General features: G+C 61.2%; 22 protein-coding genes, 1 tRNA gene and 1 pseudogene. 14 read left to right on the forward strand and 10 right to left on the reverse strand.

The window, feature by feature from the left end:
• Positions 1 to 46 precede the first annotated feature (46 nt).
• The 3 genes and pseudogenes from ACI5KX_RS09415 to ACI5KX_RS09425 form a co-directional block, all read right to left on the reverse strand.
• Positions 47 to 529, reverse strand: coding sequence for a hypothetical protein (locus tag ACI5KX_RS09415; RefSeq protein WP_406810408.1), 483 nt, complete (start codon positions 527 to 529; stop codon positions 47 to 49).
• Positions 526 to 1,275 (reverse strand): site-specific integrase, encoded by a 750-nt coding sequence (locus tag ACI5KX_RS09420; RefSeq protein ID WP_406811354.1) that lies wholly within the window; start codon positions 1,273 to 1,275, stop codon positions 526 to 528. The genes ACI5KX_RS09415 and ACI5KX_RS09420 overlap by 4 nt, the downstream gene beginning before the upstream one ends.
• A gap of 303 nt (positions 1,276 to 1,578) precedes the next feature.
• Positions 1,579 to 1,845, reverse strand: a pseudogene (locus tag ACI5KX_RS09425) (Arm DNA-binding domain-containing protein); the annotation flags it as partial.
• Positions 1,846 to 1,977: 132 nt separating this feature from the next.
• Here ACI5KX_RS09425 and ACI5KX_RS09430 point away from each other — a divergent pair.
• Positions 1,978 to 2,075: transfer RNA gene (locus ACI5KX_RS09430), tRNA-OTHER, on the forward strand.
• Between the two features lie 32 nt (positions 2,076 to 2,107).
• Here ACI5KX_RS09430 and ACI5KX_RS09435 read toward each other — a convergent pair.
• Positions 2,108 to 2,938 carry a hypothetical protein gene (locus ACI5KX_RS09435; protein WP_406810409.1) on the reverse strand — a complete coding sequence of 277 codons (831 nt, stop codon included), beginning with the start codon at positions 2,936 to 2,938 and terminating at the stop codon, positions 2,108 to 2,110.
• 116 nt (positions 2,939 to 3,054) lie between these two features.
• On the opposite strand from ACI5KX_RS09435, the gene ribB reads away from it, so the two are divergent.
• The 4 genes from ribB (at position 3,055) to ACI5KX_RS09455 (ending at position 5,850) form a co-directional block, all read left to right on the forward strand.
• On the forward strand, positions 3,055 to 4,302 hold the full coding sequence (ribB, locus tag ACI5KX_RS09440; protein ID WP_406810410.1) for a 3,4-dihydroxy-2-butanone-4-phosphate synthase: 1,248 nt from the start codon (positions 3,055 to 3,057) through the stop codon (positions 4,300 to 4,302).
• Between the two features lie 6 nt (positions 4,303 to 4,308).
• Positions 4,309 to 4,731, forward strand: coding sequence for a 6,7-dimethyl-8-ribityllumazine synthase (gene ribH / locus ACI5KX_RS09445; protein WP_406810411.1), 423 nt, complete (start codon positions 4,309 to 4,311; stop codon positions 4,729 to 4,731).
• A gap of 143 nt (positions 4,732 to 4,874) precedes the next feature.
• Positions 4,875 to 5,129: a hypothetical protein gene (locus ACI5KX_RS09450; RefSeq protein WP_406810412.1), complete on the forward strand. Its 255-nt coding sequence runs from the start codon at positions 4,875 to 4,877 to the stop codon at positions 5,127 to 5,129.
• 172 nt (positions 5,130 to 5,301) lie between these two features.
• Positions 5,302 to 5,850, forward strand: coding sequence for a MarR family transcriptional regulator (locus ACI5KX_RS09455; protein WP_406810413.1), 549 nt, complete (start codon positions 5,302 to 5,304; stop codon positions 5,848 to 5,850).
• 27 nt (positions 5,851 to 5,877) lie between these two features.
• Here ACI5KX_RS09455 and eno read toward each other — a convergent pair whose 3' ends face one another.
• A complete protein-coding gene (gene eno / locus ACI5KX_RS09460; RefSeq protein ID WP_406810414.1) occupies positions 5,878 to 7,167 on the reverse strand; it encodes a phosphopyruvate hydratase in 1,290 nt (429 codons plus the stop codon).
• 194 nt (positions 7,168 to 7,361) lie between these two features.
• Here eno and ACI5KX_RS09465 point away from each other — a divergent pair, with 194 nt between their 5' ends.
• The 6 genes from ACI5KX_RS09465 to ACI5KX_RS09490 all read left to right on the forward strand — a co-directional run bounded on the left by ACI5KX_RS09465 (position 7,362) and on the right by ACI5KX_RS09490 (position 10,204).
• A complete protein-coding gene (locus ACI5KX_RS09465; RefSeq protein ID WP_406810415.1) occupies positions 7,362 to 7,952 on the forward strand; it encodes a hypothetical protein in 591 nt (196 codons plus the stop codon).
• 25 nt (positions 7,953 to 7,977) lie between these two features.
• The gene (locus tag ACI5KX_RS09470) at positions 7,978 to 8,427 is read left to right on the forward strand and encodes a phage holin family protein (RefSeq protein ID WP_406810416.1); all 450 of its coding nucleotides are present in this window, start codon (positions 7,978 to 7,980) and stop codon (positions 8,425 to 8,427) included.
• Positions 8,424 to 8,816 carry a hypothetical protein gene (locus ACI5KX_RS09475; protein WP_406810417.1) on the forward strand — a complete coding sequence of 131 codons (393 nt, stop codon included), beginning with the start codon at positions 8,424 to 8,426 and terminating at the stop codon, positions 8,814 to 8,816. Before ACI5KX_RS09470 ends, ACI5KX_RS09475 begins: the two co-directional genes overlap by 4 nt.
• Positions 8,809 to 9,384, forward strand: a complete 576-nt coding sequence (locus tag ACI5KX_RS09480; protein ID WP_406810418.1) for a hypothetical protein — start codon at positions 8,809 to 8,811, stop codon at positions 9,382 to 9,384. The genes ACI5KX_RS09475 and ACI5KX_RS09480 overlap by 8 nt, the downstream gene beginning before the upstream one ends.
• A gap of 90 nt (positions 9,385 to 9,474) precedes the next feature.
• Positions 9,475 to 9,705: a DUF4170 domain-containing protein gene (locus ACI5KX_RS09485; RefSeq protein ID WP_406810419.1), complete on the forward strand. Its 231-nt coding sequence runs from the start codon at positions 9,475 to 9,477 to the stop codon at positions 9,703 to 9,705.
• Between the two features lie 22 nt (positions 9,706 to 9,727).
• Entirely contained in the window at positions 9,728 to 10,204 is a 477-nt protein-coding gene (locus ACI5KX_RS09490; RefSeq protein WP_406810420.1) for a GNAT family N-acetyltransferase, read from the forward strand.
• A gap of 19 nt (positions 10,205 to 10,223) precedes the next feature.
• Here the strand turns inward: ACI5KX_RS09490 and greA are convergent, their stop codons facing one another.
• The 5 genes from greA to carA all read right to left on the reverse strand — a co-directional run bounded on the left by greA (position 10,224) and on the right by carA (position 16,904).
• Positions 10,224 to 10,700, reverse strand: a complete 477-nt coding sequence (gene greA, locus ACI5KX_RS09495) for a transcription elongation factor GreA (RefSeq protein ID WP_406810421.1) — start codon at positions 10,698 to 10,700, stop codon at positions 10,224 to 10,226.
• A gap of 116 nt (positions 10,701 to 10,816) precedes the next feature.
• Positions 10,817 to 14,152: a carbamoyl-phosphate synthase large subunit gene (carB, locus tag ACI5KX_RS09500; RefSeq protein ID WP_406810422.1), complete on the reverse strand. Its 3,336-nt coding sequence runs from the start codon at positions 14,150 to 14,152 to the stop codon at positions 10,817 to 10,819.
• On the reverse strand, positions 14,152 to 14,691 hold the full coding sequence (locus ACI5KX_RS09505) for a hypothetical protein (protein ID WP_406810423.1): 540 nt from the start codon (positions 14,689 to 14,691) through the stop codon (positions 14,152 to 14,154). The genes carB and ACI5KX_RS09505 overlap by 1 nt, the downstream gene beginning before the upstream one ends.
• Positions 14,681 to 15,187 (reverse strand): hypothetical protein, encoded by a 507-nt coding sequence (locus tag ACI5KX_RS09510; protein WP_406810424.1) that lies wholly within the window; start codon positions 15,185 to 15,187, stop codon positions 14,681 to 14,683. Before ACI5KX_RS09510 ends, ACI5KX_RS09505 begins: the two co-directional genes overlap by 11 nt.
• Positions 15,188 to 15,722: 535 nt before the next feature.
• Positions 15,723 to 16,904, reverse strand: coding sequence for a glutamine-hydrolyzing carbamoyl-phosphate synthase small subunit (carA, locus tag ACI5KX_RS09515; RefSeq protein ID WP_406810425.1), 1,182 nt, complete (start codon positions 16,902 to 16,904; stop codon positions 15,723 to 15,725).
• A gap of 161 nt (positions 16,905 to 17,065) precedes the next feature.
• On the opposite strand from carA, the gene ACI5KX_RS09520 reads away from it, so the two are divergent.
• The 3 genes from ACI5KX_RS09520 (at position 17,066) to rpoD (ending at position 21,626) form a co-directional block, all read left to right on the forward strand.
• Positions 17,066 to 17,518 carry a GatB/YqeY domain-containing protein gene (locus ACI5KX_RS09520; RefSeq protein WP_406810426.1) on the forward strand — a complete coding sequence of 151 codons (453 nt, stop codon included), beginning with the start codon at positions 17,066 to 17,068 and terminating at the stop codon, positions 17,516 to 17,518.
• Between the two features lie 163 nt (positions 17,519 to 17,681).
• Positions 17,682 to 19,529, forward strand: a complete 1,848-nt coding sequence (gene dnaG, locus ACI5KX_RS09525) for a DNA primase (RefSeq protein WP_406810427.1) — start codon at positions 17,682 to 17,684, stop codon at positions 19,527 to 19,529.
• Between the two features lie 60 nt (positions 19,530 to 19,589).
• Positions 19,590 to 21,626 (forward strand): RNA polymerase sigma factor RpoD, encoded by a 2,037-nt coding sequence (gene rpoD / locus ACI5KX_RS09530; RefSeq protein WP_406810428.1) that lies wholly within the window; start codon positions 19,590 to 19,592, stop codon positions 21,624 to 21,626.
• The last annotated feature ends 2 nt before the right edge of the window (positions 21,627 to 21,628 follow it).

Genomic DNA, 21,628 nt, shown 5'->3' on the forward strand with positions numbered 1-21,628 from the left:
GATCTCATCAAATGCCAAGGCGATCCAGTGACGGAAAACAAGGCTTTTAGTGCCATTCTTTCGGGCGCCTCAACCTGTCCGCAATTGTCTTCGCATCGAGGCCAAACTTCTCTCTGTTGACTACGTGCTCAGCCGCTCTCTTTGCAGCAATGTCGTGTGCCTCGGTTGCTCGAGCACCCTCAGCGATCAGGCGCTCTTTCTCTTGCAAGGCCCAAGTGTAAAGAGACTTTTTTGAAAGTTTTTCATGCGCTGTCCGTCGTGGTTTTCCCCGCCCCCGCCCATATCCTTTCGAAATAGCAAGCAGCACCTCGATATATGGAAGCGGGACTGAGATTTCTTCTTCGCCGGAGGCTATGCCGATCTCGGCTCTTCTGGCGAGATCCAACAGAGCCTCTGCAGTCAATTCCTTCAGGTCTACTTCGTTTTCGCCGACGGGATCGTAACTCAATTTCAATGCCTGCTTCGCAGCCTCAGGACCGCTCTGCTGCAAAGCGATGCGCCTCCATATCGGGTCACGCGCCTTGCTCACTTATGATCTGCCGAATGGGCGGCTAGTGGAGATCCGCTTACTCTCTCTTCGATGAACTTTCCCCAAGCCGCCAACGCAGCTTTTCTTGGCTCGAATAGTTCCGATCGATTATAGATTCGCGCGATTTTCGATCGCGTCGCAGATGCCTGATGATTAAGGCACCTATCGGCAACTTGAGGATCAATTGAAAGCTCGTCGGATGCTAAGGTTGCGAAAGTTGTCCTCAAATCGTGCCAAATCCAAGGCGCCATTGACGAATTGTCGGTCGGACTAGAACCGCGTTTTTCGTCTCTTCGTTTTTGAATCAGCGAGTCCAGCTTTCGTTTAGCCTTGGCAAAGCCAGAGATCGGCGTGGTGCCCGTCGTGCTAAACAAAAACTCAGAGCCGGTTGGCCGCGCTTCGTGGTCGCGGGCCGATATAATGATTTCACGAGCGAGCGGCGATAGCGGGACGCGAAGAGCAAACGCATTCTTGGTTCGATCCGAAGGCAACGTCCAGACTGAATCCCCTGGGTTCAAATCGTCCGAGAAGTCGATTTCAGACAACTGGATGCTAGCAATTTCGTTACGCCGCATGGGGACTGCAATGAGCAGCTTGGTAAAGTGCTCGAAAGGATAACCCAGTCTTTTGGCAGCGGCCCAAATCTCCGCAAGCTCTTCGACGGTATGAAATCTGTCTCTTTCGACCTCGGGCGCTGGTGGCCGAATGTGATTTGCCGGATTCTCTTCGACGATCTCTTCGGCCAAACACCAATTGAAAAAAGCTTTGGTGTAAGCAAGTTGTCGGTTGGCAGAGATTGGTGAGACTTTTGATCTAGATCTCACCGCATCCCTTAGTTCAGTTCGCGTAATGGTTGATGGGTCTCTTCCGGAAAAAGTTCGCAAAAGCCCCTTCGATCCATCTAACGCGCGTCGTATCGCAGCCCCGGTCCGAAGACGGCTCAAGTGTTCTTGCTCGTACTGATCCAACCGATCTTTTAGTGGGCGCGATCGAGCTAACCTCAATTGCTCCTCAGCCCTCTCCAGTCTGATCCTGGTCGCCTCAACTTTTGGGTCTATGCCCCTCGAAATCAGCAACAACCAATCTCTCGCTTGCTCTCGCGCTTCAGCGAGACCAATGGCGCCGACCTTCGCAATCGTTCTACGCGTGGGATTCCGACTACCGGGGAATCGCGCCAGAAGAACGAATGATTTGTGACCAGAGTCAGTTATTCTGACGCCGAAGCCGGGTACGATGGTATCCATCACGTCCAACCTTCGTCCGGTCGACGCTGGCTTGAGGGCATCAATGCCCTTCTGAGTTAGAAGCTTCTTCATTTTCGTTGAATGGGTCGCCGCTTCGGGGCAACAATGGGGCGACGATCAAGTTGAGTTCTGCTGTTGCCCACTGAGTTTTTTTGATACCCGACCAACGGGAAAACTTCAAGAATTTCGGACATAAACCGAAGCGGACGCGATGAGGTGAAGCGAGGTGCAGCATCGTAAGACGCCAGACCGAACGACTCTTAATCAGCGGGTCCTAGGTTCGAACCCTAGTGCGTCCACCATTTTCCGCATGCTTTCGAGGGAAGAAGAGTGGCTACCGCCCAGCCCTGATGGTGGGGCCCGAGTGGCCCCCCGTGAGATGCGGCAGACTGCCCACTCCTATACTCTTCGGCTTGCCGAAGCCGCAGGCGCTGAGGGCTCGTTCTACGTCGGCGATTTTCATCGAGATCTGCGCAAGCTGCCTCTGCGACATAGCGAGGCCGGCGTCGAAGGTCTTGTCCAGATCGCCTTTCTTCCAGTCTTCGTACGCCTTTTTGTAGGCATAGCCGGCCATAATCACATCTACGCCTGCAGAGACGAGCGGAATGGCTTCCTTTCCCCCGGGGCCTTTTGCAACCTTGATTGCCCAATCGGCCAATTGCGCTTGTTGCTCTGCCAAGCTGAACATCACGCCTTCCATGTCCTTGGCTGTGGCATTGATCACGACGTCGGCCTTGAGTTTCTGGCTCGCAGCAAGGTCTGACAGCGGCGAATCGTTGAGGCGATGAGACAGCCCCGCGCCAATCACCGCATTGCCCGTTTTCGCCATGTCAGCTTTGGTTATTGTTTGGCCAGCCCATGCTTTTCCACCCAATTCAGCAGCGGGCTGAGCGGCTCCGTAAACACGCTTTACCAGTTTGCCTGCGCCGGGGAGCTCTCCAGCGACATTGATGATGACGTCACAAGTCGCTTTCACCATCTGCAACCCGAACAGGACGTTGTTGTAGAAAGCGGCGTCGCTCTTCGCCTTCTTCGCTTCGCGCATATTTGCGTAGATCAAGTTCCGGATTTCGTGGAACTTGATAAGTTGCCCCCGCATCAGTGTGATGTTGTCGACGCTGCACGTCTGCTTTGATGCCATCTTTATGATCGTTGGATCGACCACATTACCCCCCTCTCATTGATTGCTCGACGTTTTTGCCAGTGTTGACCGAGTGAGTCACCCGAAACTTACCTAGCCTGCGAGCTTGCTATCACATCATAATGTTATATACTTGATGCATGAGCACATCGACCATCACACGCGTTCGCGACCTCGTCACATCGGGCGAATTCACCAAAGCCGGGCTTGCCCGCGCCGCCGGGCTCCACGCAAATACCCTGCGCGATGCTGCCGAGCCCGACTGGAACCCTACGGCTGAGACCCTCGCCAAGCTCCAGAGCTTCCTCGACGCCAATGACGACACACCGGTGCTCGTCGGGATCGAGGAGATCATCGACGAGGCGAGAAACGGGCGGATGTACATCCTCGTCGACGACGAGGATCGCGAGAACGAGGGCGACCTGATCATCCCCGGCCAGATGGCGACCCCCGCCGCGATCAACTTCATGGCGACCCACGGTCGGGGCCTCATCTGCCTCGCGCTCGACAGGGCGCGCTGCGAGCAGCTCGGGCTCGAACCCATGACCCGCAACAACAACGAAAGCATGCAAACCGCCTTCACCGTCTCGATCGAGGCAAAGGAAGGTGTGACCACCGGAATTTCCGCCGCCGACCGCGCGCGCACCGTTTCCGTGGCGATCGATGCGACCAAGGGCCCGGACGACATCGTCACCCCCGGCCATGTCTTCCCCCTGATGGCGCGCAACGGCGGCACGCTCGTCCGCGCCGGGCACACCGAGGCGGCAGTGGACATTTCGCGCCTTGCCGGGCTCAACCCGTCGGGCGTGATCTGCGAGATCATGAACGAGGACGGGTCGATGGCCCGGCTCGAGGACCTCATTGCCTTTGCCCGCAAACACGATCTCAAGATCGGCACCATCCGTGATCTGATCGCCTACCGCATGCGCAACGATCATCTTGTCGAACGGATCGACGAGAGTAGCTTCGAAAGCGATTACGGCGGTCAATGGCGACTGATCACCTATCGCAACACGGTCGACAACTCGCAGGCCTATGTCCTGCAGAAAGGCCACGTCACGCCCGGCGAGCCCACCCTCGCCCGCGTCCATCCGATTTCGGTGTTCGACGACATTCTCGGCCAGCCGGGGCCGCGCAAGCGCACGCTTCAGCGCGCGATGGGCGCGGTCGGCGAGCACGGATCGGGCGTTATCGTGATCCTCACAAGCCGGATCGGCAAGAGCGAGTGGAGCCAGGACGAGGAAATCCGCAACATCGGCATCGGTTCGCAGATCCTTGCCGATCTCGGCGTGCACGACATGATCCTGCTGTCGAACTCGCGGCCGGACCTCGTCGCGGTCGAAGGCTACGGCCTGACCATTTCCGATTTCAAATCCATCCCGGAGTAAATTTCCATGGCCCGTATCCTGATCGTCGAAGCGCGCTTCTACGCGAAGCTCAATGACATGCTCATCGCCGGAGCCAAGGCGGCGCTCGAAGCCGAAGGGCACGAGGTCGAGGTGCTCACCGTCCCCGGCGCACTGGAAATTCCCGGAGCGATCGCGCTCGCGGCCGAAAGCGGGGATTTCGACGGGTTTGTAGCCATCGGCGTAGTGATACGCGGCGAAACATACCACTTCGAGATCGTCGCCGGCGAAAGCGCCCGCGCGATCATGGCCTTGACGATGGATGGCATCCCGATCGGCAACGGCATCCTGACAGTCGAGAACGAAGCCCAGGCGCTGGCCCGTGCGGACCCCGCCCAGAAGGACAAGGGTGGCGAAGCCGCGAAGGCGGCGCTTGCACTGCTCGAGCTTGGCGAGCGCTTCGGGCGGTAGGAAACACTGCTTCCCCCTCCATCCACATACGTGGTTTCCCGTATATAGAATTCCATAAGGTGCGCTTACACCGCTGAGGCGTGCCGGTGCTCCGCCGCGCGCTCGAAGCATCGGGATCGCACCCAAGGGGATGGGAAAGTTCAATGCCACCACAACCATTGCCGCAGGCGCAAGCAATCTGCTCGGCCATCTTCACTCTCAACAAGGAACTCAGTCGGCTCGACACCATCGGTGCAGGACTGGCGGCGATCCATGTCAACGCAGCGATTGAGCAACTGCGCGTCAATCTCGCGATCGTGAACGATAACGGCGCCAGTCTCTATGATCGCGAACTCCTCTGCCTCGTCAGGGATGGGATTTCCTCGCAGGGACAGTCCGCGCTTCCATATAGGGATTAACCCGTAATGCCTTCGTTCGGCGCCTCGGCTAATCCGGACAGCACGAGGCGCGAGAGCGGGCGATAACAGGGCTATGCTCGCGCCTCGATGGGAGGCGCAGTGAAACCGGTACCGGATCTGGATATGCTGGACTCAGCATGCGGCGCGGCGTTGCCGCACGGGTCGGCATGCCATGGGTGAACGAAGCCGCGCCCACGCCTTGCCTCAGCTTCCCGAGAGCGCTGGAAGCACGATCGACCTTGCCGCCATTGCCGAATTGCTGCGAGCCATCTCGGATCAATTGCGCTTGAGGAACGATTATCTCGCTCCGGAAATCGAAGCAGATGCGAGGCCTCCCCTTCACGCAGTCGAACCGCAGGCAGAAACACCGCTGGAGAAACGGCACCGTTTCGCGAAAATGGCACGCAGTATCTATCGGCTTCGCCGCGAGCGAGCCGTGCTTTTCGGGAACAGCGAACTCTTCGGCGAGCCCGCGTGGGACATCTTGCTCGATCTCTACATCGCCTATGCGGAACGGAAGCAGGTCTCGGTATCGAGCGCCTGCATCGGCTCGGCCGCACCGCCGACCACCGGCCTGCGCTGGCTGGGGGTACTGGCAGGCGAAGGGCTGGTGGTGCGCGAACACGATCCCCAGGATCAGCGCCGCGTTCTCGTGCGACTATCGGAGACAGGGATCGCGGCGATGGAGAGGTTCTTCAAGAGCGTCGGCCACATTCCGTGAGCCGAAGCGTCCAAAGAGAATGAAGGGTTAGCGCGCCAGCGAACCGAAGCAGCCGCGCCCGGCATAGACGGCGCTGGCGCCGAGTTCTTCTTCGATCCGGATCAGCTGGTTGTATTTCGCGAGCCGGTCCGAACGCGCGAGCGAGCCGGTCTTGATCTGCCCGCAATTGGTCGCGACCGCGAGATCGGCGATGGTCGCATCCTCTGTCTCGCCCGAACGATGGCTCATCACGCTGGTGTAGCGCGTGCGGTGGGCCATATCGACCGCAGCAAGCGTTTCGGTCAGCGTGCCGATCTGGTTGACTTTCACCAGCAGCGAATTGGCGAGGCCGCGCTCGATCCCGTCGGAAAGACGCGCCGGATTGGTTACGAAGAGGTCGTCTCCGACCAGTTGCACCTTGTCGCCGATCGCGTCGGTAACCGCCTTCCAGCCTTCGAAATCGTCCTCGCTCATGCCGTCTTCGATCGACATGATCGGATAATCGTCGCACAGCTTGGCGAGGTAATCGGCCATGCCGGCGCCATCGAGGCTGAGGCCCTCGCCCGAAATCTCGTATTTGCCATCCTTGAAGAACTCGGTCGCGGCGCAATCCAGCGCGAGCACGATATCGTCGCCCGGCTTGAATCCGGCCTGTTCGATCGAGGCCATGATGAAATCGAGCGCAGCGCGCGTGCTGGCAAGGTCGGGCGCAAATCCGCCTTCATCGCCCACGCTGGTCGCGAGCCCCTTGTCGTGAAGCCCCTTTTTCAGCGTGTGGAACACTTCCGATCCCCAGCGGACCGCCTCGGCAAGGCTGTCCGCGCCGACCGGCATGATCATGAATTCCTGAATGTCGATCGGGTTGTCGGCGTGCTCCCCGCCATTGATGATGTTCATCATCGGCGCCGGAAGCACATGCGCCGAAACGCCGCCGAGATACGAATAGAGCGGCAGGCCGCGCGCATTCGCAGCGGCCTTGGCCACCGCAAGGCTGGTCCCGAGGATCGCATTCGCGCCCAGACGTCCCTTGTTCGGGGTATCGTCGAGCGCAATCATGGAAAGGTCGATATCGCGCTGGTCCTCTGCATCGAAAGCACCGATCAGCAGGTCGCGGATCTCGGTGTTGACCGCCTCGACCGCCTTGAGCACGCCCTTGCCCTTGTAACGCGTCTTGTCTCCGTCGCGCAGCTCGACCGCTTCATGCGCTCCGGTCGAGGCGCCCGAAGGCACCGCGGCGCGTCCGAAACTGCCGTCGTCGAGCAGAACATCCACTTCGACGGTGGGGTTGCCGCGGCTGTCGAGAATTTCGCGTCCATGCAGGTCGATAATCGCGGTCATGCTTGGCTCCGGTTGAAACGTGTGGTATGAATATAACACACCCTGATCGCTACGGGTCGGGGCGCGTGTCTCGTCCTCTTGACCGGAACCCCTATTCACCGGAACATCGGGGCGCAAGATGCATTGGTATGTAAAGAGCAACCCCGCGTATTCCTCTCGCGAAAAGCACGAAATTGGAGGGCAAGGAGAAAACAATGGCTGAGACGAAAACCACCAAGACCCCCGCGAAAACATCGGCAAAGGGTTCGACCAGTAAGTCGGGTTCGACCAAGAAGGCCGCTCCCAAGAAGACCGGCGCTAGCGATAAACCGGCAGACGAAGCGAAGAGCCGCTTCAATGCCGCTCTCGAAGAGGCTAAGGCTGGCGCGGCAGCACTGCGCGCCGAAGCCGGTTCGCGAGCAGGCGAATATCGCGAGCAAGCGAAGAGCAAGGGAGACGAATTCTTGGACGAAGCACGCGTTTACGGCGAAAAGGCCAAGAATCGCGCAGGCGAATTGGCGACCGAGGCCAAGTCCGCAACCAGTGACGGCATCGCCTCGATCGGCAAAGTCATTGCCGAAACCGCACCGCAGATCGATGAACGTCTCGGCGAGCAGTATGGCGATTATGCTCGCAAGGCATCGCGCAGCCTCGCGGAGACATCCGCAAAGCTCGACTCCAAGAGTGTCGAGGATCTCGGCGAGGATGCCCGCGAATTCGTCCGCAAGAGCCCCGGCGTGGCCGTGGGTATCGCAGCCGTCGCAGGTTTCCTGATCGCGCGGATGTTCCGCGGTTCGCGCGACTGAGCCAGACTATTCCGGGGGGAAGTGAATGCGTGATGACGATCGGCCCACGGGGCGCGAGCAGGATGCTCCCGAACCGTCGGCCTCCGATGATGCAGACGCTTCCTCCGATATTCCGGAGAGCGAGGACGAGGATTTTCTCGACGAGTCGCTGACCGAAGAGCTCGCCGCGCTCTTGGAAGATGGGCGTACTTACGCCGAAGCCGAGCTCGCTTTCCAGAAGACCCGCGCGAAGCTCGCAGGAAAGAATGTCGGCAGCGCGCTCGGCCTGCTCACGGTTGCCATCATCACGCTGCACATCGCAGTGCTGGCGCTCGCCGTGGGCCTCGTGATCGCGCTCGAGCCGCTGGTCACGATCTGGGGTGCGATCGGTATCGTGGTCGGCGTGCTCCTGCTCCTCACCGTAATGTTGGCGCTCGCCGCCAAGAGCCGGATCGGTCGATTGAATATCCTGTTCGGATCGGACGACGACACATGAGCAAGATCGATCAACGCTTCTACGAAGATCGCGCCCTCCGCGATGCGGCCAAGGCCGTGCTGCTGGCGGATATCGAACACGCCAGAACAACGTTTTCAGGCAAGGGCCTTGCCGAACGCGTGACCGGCCGGGTCGGCGAAGGCGCGAAAGACGTATTCGAGGTCGCGAAGACCCACACTCAAGACAATCGCGGCATCATCGCCTTGCTGATGGGCGCCGTGCTGCTTTGGTTCGCTCGCGAACCGATCCTCGATATCCTCGCCGAAGGCCTCGATGAGCCCGAAGATCGGTCTGAAAACCTTGCGGACGAAGTCGAAGGCTCCGCCGACATGGAAACGGCTGAAGATCCAAACCCTAACCCTACCCCGCCCGGAGAATCCGATGACTGACATGCACATTCCAGCAAGCGAAAAGCGCGACGAGCTGCGCGCGAAAATCGAAGCGAGCGAACGTCGCATCGCCGAGCGCACTTTCGCCGACCAGGCCAAGGAAGTCGCCGATTCGGCAGCAAAGTTCACCAAAGACAATCCGCTCACCGTTATTGGCGGCGCAGTGGCGATCGGCCTCCTGCTCGGCCTCGCCACGCCTCCGGGCCGTCGGCTGGCGCGGAGCGCTGCAAGCGGGACGGCGAACGCGGTCGGTAGCGCCGCAAAAGGCACCGCCGACATCGCCCGCAACGCGTCGATGAAGCAGGTCAACCGGTTCGGCTCGCTGATCAGCGATGCCGTGATAGCCTATGGCATCAAGCTGATCGATCAGGCGATGGATACCGCGCGGGCCGGCAAAGACAAAGCCGAAGACCTGAGCGACAGCGCCAGTTCCAAGGCCCGGCAAGTCCGGCGGGACGCCGAATACCACGCCGGAAACGCGCTCGACAAAACCCGCACCATGACCCGCCGCTCACGCCGCCGCGCCGAACGCGCCGTGCGCGACATCAAGGGGCGGGTGACGAACTAGCGCATAGCATTGCGTACACCTTGCCCTTGGCGGAGCTAGCGCTTAGGGGCGCGTGGATTTTCGAAATTCTCCTCCCCAAGGAAACGCATCATGGAAGAAACAACTCCGAAACAGCGGCTCCATCTCGTGATGGGCGGGCGCGTCACCGACCCGCGCGGTCTCGAGTTCCAGGATCCGGAAAGCCTGCACGTGGTCGGCGTTTTCAGCTCCTACGACGACGCAGTCGAGGCATGGCGCGGGCAGGCGCAGCGCACCGTCGACGATGCGGAGATGAAGTACGTGGTCGTCCACATCCACAAATTGCTGACCCCCGACGACTGAGCGAAAGCAGCCCTGGGCCGACGTGGCCTATGCGATTCGCCCTTTTCAGGAAGAAGACGCTCCGGCGCTCGCCGACCTGACGCTCACGGCAATCCGTTCTATCGGCCGCCATCGTTACACTGCCGAGCAGGTCGACAAGTGGGCGGCGCGACACCCCGGACCCGAGCGGTTTGTGCAAAGAGCGCGAAAGGGCGCGCACATTCTGGTCGCCGTTGAAGTCGATGGTCGCGCCGTGGCCTACTCGCTGCTCGAGCCGGACGGCCACCTCGACATGCTCTATTGCCACCCGGACCACACGCGACGACGACTGGCGGACGAGTTACTCGCCGCTTCCGAGCAGCTTGCCCGGTCCAAATCGATGCCGCGACTTTACACCGAGGCGAGCGAACTCGCCCGCCCCGCGTTCGAACGCGCCGGATACGAGGTGAAGCATCGCCGCGATTTCGAAATCGACGGTGTGCCCATCCACAACTATGCGATGGAAAAGCCCCTCGATTGAGGGGTTTTGCCTCGAATGTTCAGACGAATTCGATCTTGCTGACGAGATAGAATTTGTCGCCCGAGGGAACGGTGACCTCGATCTCGTCATCGACCTGCTTGCCGATCATCGCCCGCGCCAGCGGCGAGGTATAGGAGATGCGACCCTTGTTCGCATCCGCCTCGGTCTGGCCGACGATCTGGTACTTGATCGGCTTGTCGTCCTCATCGAGCAGCGTCACGGTCGCACCGAAGATGATCTTGTCGCCCGAAAGCGTCGCCGGATCGATGATCTGCGCGCGGCTGACCTTGTCCTCAAGATCGGATATCTGCGCCTCGACCTGGCCCTGACGCTCCTTCGCGGCATGGTATTCGGCATTTTCCGACAGGTCGCCGTGCGCCCGAGCTTCCTCGATCGCGTCGACGATCTTGGGGCGTTCGGCCCGCAACGCCTTGAGATCGGCGGTCAGACGCTCATACCCTTCGGCGAGCATCGGGACCTTTTCCATCGTTGCCATTCCCGTTTCTTTCCTTCTGGGTCCCACCCGATTGTATTTGCGTCATTTCGAGTGCCTCCGCCTCGCCCGAGGCGGTGAAAAAGCAACGAAATGTCGGGAAGGACGGCGTGTATTGCTCAGCTATAATAGTCTTGCAAACAGCGGACTTCAAGCTGATCCGGCTTAATCGCCGCAATTGCCTGCGCCGCAGCCAGCGAAGCGGCGGCCGTGGTGTAGTACGGCACCTTCTTCTCTAGCGCGCTTGCACGAATCGATTTTGAGTCGAGCAAGGACTGCCAGCCTTCGGTGGTGTTGAAGATCAGCGCGATCTCGCCGTCGATGATCTTGTCGACGATATGCGGCTGCCCTTCGGCGACCTTGTTGATCCGCTCGACGGCGAGGCCCTGTTCGCTCAGATAGGTCTGGGTTCCGCCTGTGGCGACGATAGTGAAGCCCTCTTCGATCAATGTCCGGACTGCGGGCACGATAACCTGCTTGTCAGTGTCCTTGACCGACACGAAGACCGTGCCTTTGCGCGGAAGGGCCATTCCGGCGCCGAGCTGCGACTTGAGGAAGGCAGCGGGGAACGTCTTGTCGATCCCCATGACTTCGCCGGTCGATTTCATCTCCGGTGTCAGCACAGGGTCCGCGCCGGGGAACCGGCTGAAGGGGAAGACCGCCTCCTTGACTGCCATATAGGGCAGGTCGCGCTTGAACGGCTCGAAATCGGCGAGTTTCGTGCCCGCCATCACCCGCGCGGCAATCTTTGCGACCGGCTGGCCGATCGCCTTGGCGACGAATGGCACGGTGCGGCTCGCCCGCGGATTGACCTCGATCAGGTAGACTTCTCCGTCCTTCACCGCGAACTGGACGTTCATCAGCCCGCGCACCTTGAGCGCAGTGGCAAGAGCATCGGCCTGACGCTCCATTTCCTCGACGATTTCGGGCGGAAGCGAATAGGGCGGCAGCGTGCAGGCGCTGTCGCCCGAGTGCACGCCGGCTTCCTCGATGTGCTGCATCACGCCCGCGATCCGCACCTCGTCGCCGTCGCACAGCGCGTCGACATCGCACTCGATCGCGTCGCGCAGATACTGGTCGACCAGCACCGGGCTGTCGCCGGAGACGTTGACCGCCGTCTTGATGTAGTCATCGAGCTGGGCTTCGGAATCGACGATTTCCATCGCGCGTCCGCCGAGCACATAGGAGGGGCGCAGCAGCACCGGGTATCCGATCCGCGCGGCTACGGCGGCAGCCTCGTCGCGGCTGTAGGCGATGCCGTTGTCGGGCTGCTTCAGCTTTAGCTTGTTGACCAGCCGGGCAAACCGCTCGCGATCTTCGGCGAGATCGATGGCGTCGGGCGACGTGCCGAGGATCGGAATGCCCTCGTCCTCGAGTGCCTGCGCAAGCTTGAGCGGGGTTTGCCCGCCGAACTGCACGATGACACCGACGAGCTCTCCCGCCTGCTGTTCGACGCGCAGGATTTCGAGCACGTCCTCCGCCGTCAGCGGCTCGAAATAGAGCCGGTCGGACGTGTCGTAATCGGTCGAAACCGTTTCCGGGTTGCAGTTGACCATGATCGTCTCGAAGGCCGGCCCGTGCCACTCTTCGCCGAGCGCGAAGCAGGCATGAACGCAGCAATAGTCGAACTCGATCCCCTGCCCGATCCGGTTGGGACCGCCTCCGAGGATCACGATCTTCTTGCGGTCGGAGGGCATCGCCTCGTCCTCTGCTTCGCCGAAGCTGGGCGCCTCATAGGTCGAATACATGTAAGGCGTGATCGCCTCGAACTCGGCGGCGCAGCTGTCGATCCGCTTGAAAACGGGGAGCACGCCCAGCTTCTTGCGTAGCGCGCGCACCTCATCCTCGCTGGTCGCGCCCGCCATCGCCTGCAAAGCGTCGTGCAGCAGACCCGAGCGTTTGGCCTGCGTCTCCGCGAGCCCGCCCGCAACCCCGACCGAGCGTACCGCAAGAGTCGCGAGGCGTTTGTCGGAAAAGCCCATCGCCTTGAGGCGGCGCAGCCCTGCGGCATCGGTCGGGAGACCATCGGCCTGGACTTCGCGCTCGGCGGCGATGATGCCTTCGATCTGGCGAAGGAACCACGGATCGTAGCCGGTAACGTTCTGGATTTCCTCGACCGTGAAGCCCTCGCGGAACGCCTGCGCGACCTTGAGCAGCCGGTCGGGCGTGCGACGCGAAATTGCGGCGGTGATGACTTCGCGCGACACGCCTTCGAGCTCGGGGACGCGGTTGAACCCGTCGAGCCCGGTTTCGAGCCCGCGCAGCGCCTTCTGGACCGATTCATGGAAATTGCGCCCGATCGCCATGACCTCGCCCACCGATTTCATCGCGGTGGCGAGCAGCGGCTCGGTGCCCTTGAACTTCTCGAAGGCGAAGCGCGGGATCTTGGTCACGACATAGTCGATCGTCGGCTCGAAGCTCGCGGGCGTCGCGCCGGTGATCTCGTTGGTGATTTCGTCGAGCGTATAGCCGACCGCCAGTTTAGCCGCGACACGCGCGATCGGGAAGCCGGTCGCCTTGGACGCCAGCGCCGAGCTCCGCGAGACGCGCGGATTCATTTCGATCACGATCAGGCGCCCGTCCTCGGGATTGACCGCGAACTGCACGTTCGAACCGCCGGTTTCGACTCCGATCTCGCGCAGCACCTCGATGCTGGCGGTGCGCATGATCTGGTATTCCTTGTCGGTCAGCGTCAGCGCCGGGGCGACGGTTATCGAATCGCCGGTGTGGACGCCCATCGGATCGACGTTTTCGATCGAGCAGATGATGATCGCATTGTCCGCCTTGTCGCGGACGACCTCCATCTCGTATTCCTTCCAGCCGAGCAGCGACTCCTCGATCAGCACCTCTGTGGTGGGAGACGCGTCGAGGCCTTCGCGGACGATCCGCTCGAATTCGTTCTTGTTGTAGGCGATCCCGCCGCCGGTGCCGCCGAGCGTGAAGCTGGGGCGGATGATCGCCGGAAGCCCGGTGCGTTCGAGCACCTCGCGCGCTTCCTCCATCGTGTTGGCGATGCCGCTGCGCGCGCTTTCGAGGCCGATCGAGTCCATCGCCTCGCGGAAGCGCTGGCGGTTTTCCGCCTTGTCGATCGCGTCGGCCTTGGCCCCGATCATTTCCACGCCGTGCTCGGCCAGCACGCCCATTTCATCCAGCTTGAGCGCGCAGTTGAGCGCGGTCTGCCCGCCCATGGTGGGAAGCAGCGCGTCGGGCTTTTCCTTGGCGATAATCTTGGCGACGATCTCGGGCGTGATCGGCTCGACATAGGTCGCGTCGGCGAACTCGGGATCGGTCATGATCGTCGCCGGGTTCGAATTGACGAGGATGACGCGGTACCCGTCCTCCTTCAGCGCCTTGATCGCCTGCGTGCCCGAATAGTCGAACTCGCACGCCTGGCCGATGATGATCGGGCCGGCGCCGATGACGAGGATGGAGGAAATGTCGGTGCGTTTGGGCATCAGTTATCGTTCTCGTTATCGGAATCGGCGGGAGCGCTGTCGGCGGGCGGTGCCGAGGTCAGATCGAGGCTGACGCTGGTAAGGCGCATCCCGTCCTGCTGGCGCTCGCACCCGGCGCGGATAATCTGGTCGAAGCGCTGCGCTTGGCCGCGCACACGGTAAAGCGCCGGATCGCGGCCGAGGAAAAACGCGCCCTTCTCGTCGACCGGTTGCTCCATGAAGCGCGAGACCGCGGTTTCTTCCTCGTTGGTCGAGGCCATGCCGCGCGACCCGGCGGTTTCGTCTCCGCCGCCGCCGGTCAGCGCCTGGATATCCTCGAGCCCCATCTTGGTGATGTCGTAGGTGTAGGTCGGGACATAGGTCGCGGTCGGATCGGTCTCGCCGATCTTGGCGACCGCATCCCAACCGCGCATCCGCTCGGCGCATTGTTCTACGCCTTCTTCGCCCTCACGCGGGTCCGAATTGTCGAACAGCGAGCAGGCAGGGAGCAGCAGCAGGGCGGGTAGTCCAAAGATCATGGCGGAGCGCTTATTTATCATCGCTTGCCTCCTGCATATCATTCCCGAGAAACCCGAAAGTGATCCCTTCGAGCGATCTGCCTTCCCGCATCTCATCGAGCAGGCAGGAAAAACTATCCGCTTCGGTCTGCGCGTCCTCCGGCGTAATCGTGGAGGTCACCTCGCCGGTCGGCAGGACGAAAAGAACGTCGGCTTTGGCGTCACAGCCACTTGCTGCCTGATCGAGCCGTGCCCGCAGGTCGGGAAATGCCTCATTCTCGCTATAGACTTCGAATTCGAGGTCCAGGCCCGAAGCCATCGCCGGGATCATGAACTGCCGTGCCTGCGGAGCGGTGCGCCATTCATAGGCCCAATAGCGGTAAATCCCGCGCTCGGTATCGGCATCGAGCAGCATCCCGCCCTCCCAACGCGCACCGACAGCCGCATCGAAACGGGCGAGTGCTTCTGGCTCGCCGGAGAGGACGTAGATCGTGTGATCGTGTTCGGCACGAGCCGGAGGATCGGTAGACGGCGTCAAAGTAGGATTTTGGGCGGCAGTGGCAGTCGTCAAACAAAAGACTGCGCTCAGGAAAAACACCCCGTTCTGGAAGTTGCTGACCATCAGCGGGGTCGCTCTTGAACGGGAGAATCCACCATATCAGGGAACCCATTCAATTTCTTAGGTGGCCAACGCTCCACTTCGTCAGATCCCGTGCCAACGTTAAAGTGGCGGCTCGTCTTCGCCTTTAAGCACTCCACAATTTCTCTGTCGTTTCGTCCAGACCTCACGACCACATACGACCTGTGAGACCAGCTATTGTCAGTGCGTACAATCTCAGCATCACAGCCTTCAAGCTGTTCGACGAAATTTGCATACCCTGAAATAATGTCGTTGCCGTCGCCTTGTATCCGGCCCCTCCCACCTCGAATGCCGTCAGGAAACTCGAAAATGAGCAACTCGTGATCGGATTGGACAGTCGGTAAGTTGACCTCGTTCGATAGCTCTTCAGAAGTTGCGGCTGGGGCATCAGCGCAGGAGACCAACAAGAGAATTGAGAGAGCGATAAGACTTTTCACCCCAGCCCCCCGACAAACTTCTCGAACAGGTAGAAGCTATCCTGCGGTCCCGGGCTCGCTTCCGGGTGATACTGCACCCCGAACGCCTTCTTGCCCTTGATCGAAATCCCGCAGTTCGAGCCGTCGAACAGGCTCACATGGGTTTGCTCCACTTCGGGCGGGAGCGTGTCGGCGTCGACTGCGAAGCCGTGGTTCATGCTGGTGATCTCGACGAGGCCGGTGGTTTCGCCCCACCCTTCCCCGACGCGCTGCACCGGATGGTTCGCGCCGCGGTGGCCCTGGTGCATCTTGGCGGTCTTCGCGCCCGCGGCCAGAGCGAGCATCTGGTGGCCGAGGCAGATGCCGAACAGCGGCACGTCGGCCTCGAGCAGCGCCTTGATCACCGGCACCGCATATTCGCCGGTAGCCGCCGGATCGCCGGGGCCGTTGGAAAGGAACACGCCATCGGGCTTCAGCGCCATGATCGCGTCGAACGAAGTCTTGGCCGGAACGACAGTCACCTTCGCACCCGCCTTCACGAGGTTGCGGAAGATATTGTCCTTCGCGCCATAATCGACCGCGACCACGTGCGGGGTCGCATCGCGCGCCGCGCGGCCATAGCCGTGACCGAGCCGCCAATATCCGCCTTCCCAGTCCTCCTGGTGCTCGCGGCTGACTCGCACGGCGAGGTCCATGCCCTCGAGCCCCGCCCATTCCTGCGCGCGCTTGAGCAAGGCCGGGATGTCGAAATCGCCAGCGGGCGAATGCGCGATCACGGCGTTGGGCGCACCGGAAAGACGGATCCGGCGCGTGAGCGCGCGAGTATCAACCCCGGCCAGCCCGATCTTGCCATTGTTCTCCATCCACTCGGTGAAGCGCTCGACGCTGCGGAAATTCGAAGGCTCGGTCACATCCTCGCGCACCACGCAGCCGACTGCGCCTTCGACCTTGCTCTCGATATCCTCGGGGTTGGCGCCGACATTGCCGATATGCGGGAAGGTGAAGGTGACGATCTGCGCGGCGTAGGAGGGATCGGTCATCACCTCCTGATACCCCGTCATGGCGGTGTTGAAGCACACCTCGCCAACCGCGCTGCCGGTCGCACCGAAACCCTTGCCCCAGATCACCGTCCCATCGGCCAGAACGAGGACTCCCGTGGCCCCCTTTGGTTGCGCAGGACGAGTGGGAGCAGAAGCCATTTCTTGGCCCTTCCGAGTCAGGTGTTTCCAGCAATGTCGCTAAGTCTCATCCGCTAGGCCCGGTTGCGGGTTCCGTCAACCTAGGCGTGACGCTGGCAATGCGTTAGAGCGCGCCCATATAGCGATCCATCCACAACTATAACGAACGAACGAGCCAGACCATGATCCGTGACGACATCAAAGCCGCCACCATCGCCGCGATGAAAGCCGGCGAGAAGGACCGCACCGCGACGCTCCGCCAGATCGGCGCCAAGATCAAGGACCGCGATATCGAGGAGCGCACCAGCGGCAAGGACATTCCCGACGAAGAACTGGTCACCTCGGTGCTCCAGAAGATGGCCAAGCAGCGCCGCGAATCGATCGAGATGTACCAGCAGGGCGGCCGCGAAGAGCTGGCTGCGAAGGAAGAGGCCGAACTCGCCGTGATCGAGGAATTTTTGCCGCAGATGATGAGCGAGGAAGAAACCAGGGCCGCGATCGAGGCGATAAAGGCCGAAACCGGCGCTTCCTCGATGAAGGACATGGGCCAGGTCATGGGCGCGCTCAAGGCCAGGCACGGCGCGGTGCTCGACGGCAAGCTGGCGAGCGGACTGGTGAAGGCGGCACTTTCCTGAAGGGCCGCTCGCCCTGAGCCTGTCGAAGGGCTGCACTTCGCCTTTGAAGGAAACGACAATGCTTCGACAAGCTCAGCATGAGCGGAAGGGTGTCCACAGCCGGTCCACCGAAACGTGTCTCGACGTCGCTCGACACGAACGGAGAGGGTGGTACCAGTAGTCCATGACCATCACCCCGCAATGGAAGGACGAGCTGCGCGCGCGGATCACGCTTTCGAGCGTCATCATGCGCACCACGAAGCTCGTCAAAAAAGGGCGCGAATGGTCGGCCTGTTGCCCGTTCCACGACGAGAAGACGCCGAGCTTCTACGTCAACGACCAGAAGCAGTTCTACCATTGCTTCGGCTGCGGAGCGCACGGAGACGTGATCAGCTGGATGACCGAACAGCGTGGGCTGTCTTTCATCGATGCGATCAAGGAACTTGCTGCCGAGGCCGGGATGGAAGTCCCTGCCCCCGATCCGGTCGCGGCCAAACGCGCGGAAAAGCGCGCCGAGTTGATCGATGTGACCACCGAAGCGCAGGACTGGTTCGTCGAGCAATTGCGCGGGAGCGCGGGACGCGAGGCGCGTGCCTATCTCAATCGGCGGGGCATGAAGCCCGAGACCCTGCGCGAATTCGGGTTCGGCTATGCGCCCGAAAGCAAGCAGGCGCTCCCATCCGCGCTGCCCCGGTTCGAAGACGACATGCTGGTCGATACCGGCATGCGCATCCGCACCGATGACGGCACTACCTACGACCGATTCCGCGGCCGGATCATGCTGCCGATCCAGGATGCGCGCGGACGGGTGATCGCATTCGGCGGGCGCATCCTCGAGAGCCGGGATGGGGTGGCGAAATACCTCAACTCGCCCGACACGCCTTTGTTCGACAAAGGCCGCACGCTCTACAACCTCCACCGCGCCGCCCCCGCCTCGCGCCAGACAGGCCGTGTGGTGGTGGTCGAAGGCTATATGGACGTGATCGCCTTGGCGCAGGCGGGGGTCACCGATGCGGTCGCCCCGCTCGGCACCGCGCTCACCGAGATGCAGCTCGAAATGCTGTGGCGCATGGTCGAGGTGCCGGTGCTGTGCTTCGATGGCGATGCGGCCGGTCAACGCGCGGCGATGCGCGCCATCACCCGCGCGTTGCCGCTGCTCGCGCCGATGCGCTCGCTTGCAATCGTGCGCCTTCCCGCCGGTCTCGATCCGGACGATCTCATCAATGAACGAGGGGTGGGAGCAATCGAAAAGCTGCTGTCCGAGCCGACATCGTTGCTCGATTTCCTCTGGGCTTACGAACGCGATGCGCAGCCGCTCGAAAGCCCCGAAGCCAAGGCCGGCCTCAAGAAGCGACTGATGGAGCACGTCGACACGATCGAGGATCGCGATATCCAGGCGCTTTATCGCCGCGAATTGCTCGACCGCTTCTCGTCATTTGCCTTTCCTCCGCGCCAGCAGCCCAAGCGCGGCCCGTGGAAGGGCGTTGCCGCAGCGCCTCAAAGGCTTTCGGGCGATGCGCGCGCAACCTTGCAAAAGGCGATGGCGGGGGGCCAGCGATCGGGCCTGCTCAGTGCCGTGATCGCCGGGCTCGTGCGCCATCCGGAAGAGATTACGCGCCATTCAGAAGCGCTGATCCAGCTCGCCCGCCATGACCAAACTGCCGCACCCGCAATTGAATCGCTGATAGAGCTTGCGGAAACGCTTGATTCGAACGGGGCAAACGCCATATCAGCGGAGCAAGGCTATCCTGCCCCACCGGTCGACAGTCGTTATACCTTCCTTCGAGAAGGAACACCCCCCGGTGAAGCGCGCGAGGAACTGGCCGAAGCTGTATCGTTGCTGGCGCATAAGCCGGCGCTCGAAGCCGCAATGGCGGCGACGATTGCCAGGTTTGACGAAGACCCGGAAGGGTCCTTTGCCGAGCAGGCCCGCTTGCGACAACAGCTCATGACAGTTGACGAGCGCCTGAAGGCATTCGGGCGTAAGAAGGCCGCTCCCGCAGCGGTCGGGGATGAAAATTCCCAAGGGTAGAAATTCGGTGTCGTCGGACAACTGACCGTCAGACCCCGCGAGATGGATTGATAGCGATACATGGCCTCGACCGCTAAGAAGAAAAAGAAATCGGAAAACGAAGATGCTCCGCTGATCGACCTCAACGAGGCGGCAGTGAAGAAGCTGATGACCAAGGGCAAAAAGAAGGGCTATCTCACCTACGATGAGCTCAACGAAGCCTTGCCCTCGGGAGAGATGAGCCCCGATCAGATCGAGGACATCCAGACCGCGCTTTCCGAAATGGGCGTGCAGATCGTCGAAAGCGACGAGGAAGCCGAGGCAGAGGCCGAGCAGGAAGCCGAAGTTGCGGAAATGCAGGTCGGCACAGGCGACAAGAAGAAAGACGCCAAGAAAGACACCAAGGCCGCGCCCGTCAAGAAGGCCGCCACCGATGGCCGCACCGATGATCCGGTGCGCATGTATCTGCGCGAAATGGGCGCAGTCGAACTGCTCAGCCGCGAAGGCGAAATCGCCATCGCCAAGCGGATCGAGGCTGGCCGCGACATGATGATCATGGGCCTGTGCGAAAGCCCGATCACCTTCCACGCCATCATCCAGTGGTCCGAGGCGCTCAACAACGAAGACATGCAGCTGCGCGAGATCCTCGATCTCGACGCCATGCTTTCCAAAGAGCCTCCGCCCGACAAGATGGAGGAAGAGAACGAGGACGACGACGGCGAGATCTCCGAGGAGACCGCCGGCCCCACCATCCGCGACGACGACGAGGTCGAAGACCACGAGGACGAAGACGAGGACGGCGATGGAGAAGGCGGCTCGTCCAAGAAGGATGACGACGAAGAGGAAGACAACACCCTCTCGCTCGCGCAGATGGAAGCCGCGCTCAAGCCAGAGGCGATCGAACGCTTCGCGCGCATAACCAAGCTGTTCAAGACTTTCGAGAAGCTACAGGCCGAGCGCGTCGACACGCTCGCTGCAGGAAACGATTTTCCGGCGGCGAAAGAGAAGAAATACGAAAAGCTCGGCGAAGAGCTGACCGGCGAAGTGGAATCGATGCAATTCCACGCGACCAAGATCGAATTCCTGGTCGACAACCTCTACGCCTTCAACCGCCGCCTGACCGCCCTGGGCGGCCAGATGCTCCGCCTTGCCGAGCGTCACAAGATCAAGCGCATCGACTTCCTCAACGGCTATGTCGGCAACGAGCTCGACGATGCCTGGATCAAGGAACGCGCAAAAAAGGACAAGAAATGGGCCGCTTTCCTCGAGAAGGAAGAGGCCGCGATCGACCGCATCCGTGCGGAGATCACCGATATCGCCGCGCAGACCGGCATGGCGCTCCCCGAGTTCCGCCGCATCGTCAACATGGTGCAGAAAGGCGAGCGCGAGGCACGGATCGCCAAGAAGGAAATGGTCGAGGCGAACCTGCGCCTCGTGATTTCCATCGCCAAGAAATACACCAATCGCGGGCTGCAGTTCCTCGACCTGATCCAGGAAGGCAATATCGGCCTGATGAAGGCGGTCGACAAGTTCGAGTACCGCCGTGGCTACAAGTTCTCGACCTACGCCACGTGGTGGATCCGGCAGGCAATCACCCGTTCGATCGCCGACCAGGCGCGCACGATCCGCATACCGGTCCACATGATCGAGACGATCAACAAGCTTGTGCGTACGAGCCGCCAGTTCCTTCACGAGGAAGGCCGTGAGCCGACTCCGGAGGAAATGGCCGCACGCCTGTCGATGCCGCTCGAAAAGGTTCGCAAGGTGATGAAGATCGCCAAGGAGCCGATCAGCCTCGAAACGCCGATCGGCGACGAGGAAGATTCGCATCTCGGCGATTTCATCGAGGACAAGAACGCGGTGATCCCGGTCGACGCCGCGATCCAGTCGAACCTCAAGGAAACCGTCACCCGCGTGCTCGCCTCGCTCACCCCGCGCGAGGAACGCGTGCTGCGCATGCGTTTCGGTATCGGGATGAACACCGACCACACGCTCGAGGAAGTCGGCCAGCAATTCTCGGTCACACGCGAGCGTATCCGCCAGATCGAAGCCAAGGCGCTGAGGAAGCTCAAGCACCCGAGCCGGTCACGCAAGATGCGCTCTTTCCTCGACCAGTAAAT

Source organism: Erythrobacter sp. GH1-10 (assembly GCF_045363165.1).
GTDB lineage: Bacteria > Pseudomonadota > Alphaproteobacteria > Sphingomonadales > Sphingomonadaceae > Erythrobacter.